This is a genomic window from Anaerofustis stercorihominis, assembly GCF_005844425.1.
GTDB lineage: Bacteria > Bacillota > Clostridia > Eubacteriales > Anaerofustaceae > Anaerofustis > Anaerofustis butyriciformans.
The window spans coordinates 1-2292 of record NZ_SPHL01000075.1; the positions used below are offsets into that span (position 1 = coordinate 1).

The 2292-nt window shown below is 24.3% G+C and carries 3 protein-coding genes and 1 pseudogene; 1 reads left to right on the plus strand and 3 read right to left on the minus strand.

The genetic code is table 11. The features are described from left to right. A pseudogene (locus FGQ49_RS10175) lies at positions 1–199 on the minus strand (TetR/AcrR family transcriptional regulator); the annotation flags it as partial. A 117-nt stretch (positions 200–316) separates the two neighbouring features. On the opposite strand from FGQ49_RS10175, the gene FGQ49_RS10180 reads away from it, so the two are divergent. Further along, positions 317–946, plus strand: coding sequence for a GNAT family N-acetyltransferase (locus tag FGQ49_RS10180; RefSeq protein ID WP_171020691.1), 630 nt, complete (start codon positions 317–319; stop codon positions 944–946). A 24-nt stretch (positions 947–970) separates the two neighbouring features. On the opposite strand, the gene FGQ49_RS10185 is transcribed toward FGQ49_RS10180, so the two are convergent. Both FGQ49_RS10185 and holA read right to left on the minus strand, forming a co-directional pair. Next, on the minus strand, positions 971–1816 hold the full coding sequence (locus FGQ49_RS10185; RefSeq protein WP_138269756.1) for a histidinol-phosphatase HisJ family protein: 846 nt from the start codon (positions 1814–1816) through the stop codon (positions 971–973). 12 nt (positions 1817–1828) lie between these two features. Further along, the coding region (gene holA, locus FGQ49_RS10490) for a DNA polymerase III subunit delta (protein WP_171020692.1) at positions 1829–2292 on the minus strand (464 nt) is incomplete at its 5' end.

Here is a 2292-nt window from a genome sequence, read left to right on the forward strand (position 1 = left end):
ATTATATTATCTATTAAAAATAAATACAGATTTTTTTATTTTTAAAATAATAAAAAAGCAAACCTTTTGATATTCCTGCCTTATAAGTAATTTCTTCTGTAACGACATTTTTATAATCATTTTTTGCAAATACTTCAATAGCAGCATTTATTATTTTATCTTGTTTTTCTTTTTCAAGCTCATAAAATTTTTCATTAATCATTTATTACTTCTAATACATATCTAATAAAAGTATATATTATTGACTATTTTTGTAAAGCCTTGAGATATCTTTTTTATAATATTTTTTTATGCTATAATGCTAACAGGAGGATATATGAAACAAAAAGAAATTACAATTAGAAATCTAAAGGATGAAGATTTACCTCAGATAAAAAACTTACTTTACGATACATGGATAAAAAAAGACTATGGAGAAAATGAAAGAGTGGCAAATGAAATTAGTTCAATTTTTATGTATGAACTTCTTTATCGCCAATCATTTTCAAACGTTGCAGTCTATAAAGAGAAAGTCGTAGGAATAATTCTTGGAAGAATAAATAAACATTATAAATTAAAAAACAACATCATATACATAATAAAATTAATACTACACTGTTTAAAAACTATACTTCTTAAAGATGGCATAAAAGCTTTAAAATCAGAAAAAGAAACAGCAAAAGTAAACAATGAACTTTTAAATAGTTTAAGTACAGACACAGATGGAGAACTTATTCTTTTTGCTTTAAACAGGAACATAAAAGGAAGAGGTTTAGGTTCTAAATTATTAAATTCTTTTTATAATTATATGAAAGAAAATAATGCAGATAAATTTTATCTTTTTACTGACACAACATGTGATTATGGTTTTTATGAACATAATGGATTCAAAAGAGAAAGTTCAAAAAATATTTATTTCAAAAAAGAACCTCAAACATATTTTATATACACAAAAAAATTAACTTAAAAAAGGACTTTTAAAAAGTCCTTTTTATATTTCAAAAGAAATAAATCCTTTCTCTTTATTAGAAAAAGTATATAATTTTTTTACGCCGGCAGCTTTTAATCTGCTTATTCCAAGATTATAAAGAAGATCAAGCATTTCCAAATTATGAGTATCAGATGACATAGTAAATTTAATTCCTTTATCATTTGCCATTTTGATAATTTCATTTGATGGATACAAACTTCTTACCCCATGTTTATATCCCCCTCCGGTATTTAATTCTAAAACAGCATCAATTTCTTTTATTTTATCAAGAACATCTGACACTAAATCTTTATACCATTTACTTTCTTCATCAAAGAATATTCCGTCTATATTATTCTTCTTTATTAAATCAATATGCCCTGCAACTTCAGGTTTTAATTCACATAAATTGTTATAATAATTCTCATAATAATCCATTACAAATTTTCTTGCATCATTATCGTAACTTCTCTTTAATGATTTTCTAAAAGTAGAACATAACTCATCAACAGGTTCCATAATCCCGTTTGCATTGGTTAAATGAACAGAACCTACAACATAATCTAGTCTATCTCTAATACCAGAAATATCACTCATTAAATATCCGCTTTTACCATATCTTTCACTTTCGATTCCGGCAAATATTTCGATTTTATCTTTATATTTTTCTTTATATTCATTGATTTTATCAACATATTCATTGTATTTTTCAGGTTTTAAAGAATGATTTTCATAATTATAAGTACAAACATGGTCGGTAATACCAAAATGAGTAAAACCCCTGTTTATTGCTTCAATAATTAATGTTTCCATTTCATCTTTACCGTCACTTAAATTCGTATGATTATGAAGTGATACTTTATACATCTTTTATACCCCCTATCTATTAGATATCTTTTCTACCAATATAATTCCGGCATCTTTTTCACTTATCTCTCCTATTTTTATTTTATAATCCAAGTCTAAACATAAGTCAAGAAAAACATGGATTTCATTCAAAGAATATTTCTTTGAAGAAATGTTTGCCATTTTAACTGCATATGGATGGAGAGAATAATCTTTTACTATATCATTTTCCGTTTTACCTTTTTTTATATACTGTTTACATATATACATATTTTCAAAATTTCTTACAACAACACCAAGTATCTGCATAAATTTTACATCATTATATTTTAAATTATGCAAAAGTTTAAAAGCATAATCTGAATTTTTATCTCTTAGTGCATCAGTCAATTTGAAAATTTCATCTTGTATATTTACACTTATAATTTTTTTTATTTCATCAATATCTATTTTTTCTTTATTTATACTTGATAATTTTTTTATTTCACCTTCAAAAT

Excerpts from the sequence above, each read along its gene's own strand:
- FGQ49_RS10180 (WP_171020691.1), top strand. The coding sequence starts at position 317 with ATGAAACAAAAAGAAATTACAATTAGAAATCTAAAGGATGAAGATTTA.
- FGQ49_RS10185 (WP_138269756.1), bottom strand. The coding sequence starts at position 1,816 with ATGTATAAAGTATCACTTCATAATCATACGAATTTAAGTGACGGTAAA.